General features: G+C 41.9%; 1 protein-coding gene. It reads right to left on the bottom strand.

Annotated elements, in window-relative coordinates:
- Positions 1–203: 203 nt before the first annotated feature.
- The coding region (locus tag ACS8FC_RS21250) for a M48 metallopeptidase family protein (RefSeq protein WP_439298236.1) at positions 204–504 on the bottom strand (301 nt) is incomplete at its 5' end.

Genomic DNA, 504 nt, shown 5'->3' with positions numbered 1-504 from the left:
AAATGTCCTTTAATATGGCGGTGTCTTAATAAAATACTTGTGAGCGGATCATAACGGTTGCTCACAGTTTTCCGATATACAGTTGATTCAGTTTAAAAGAGATACAAGGCAACCGAGCGCAGATGTATAAGCGATACTTCAAGTGAGGTTAACGCTGTCACTCTTTTATAGAGGATTGACTATACATTATTTAGATGACATGTTTAATCCAACTGACCTGTCTTACCCGCTAATATATTATGCCATTGCTGATAATCTGGCATCGCGATTGCAACCGTTTGCCAAAACGCATGGCTATGATTAGCATGATGCAAGTGGCACAGTTCGTGAACGATTACGTATTCGGTGCATTTGATAGGATAGGCAGGGAGATAAACGGATAGCCAAATTCGCTTCGCGCGTGTGTTGCAACTACCCCAGCGTGTGTGCATTTTTTTTAATCGTATCTCATTGGCGTAAGTGCCAACGATTGGCTGCCACTTTTCAAATAGTGCAGGTGTGACT

It is taken from the genome of Psychrobacter sp. 1Y4, assembly GCF_051847555.1.
This window is presented reverse-complemented; position numbering and strand designations above follow the sequence as displayed.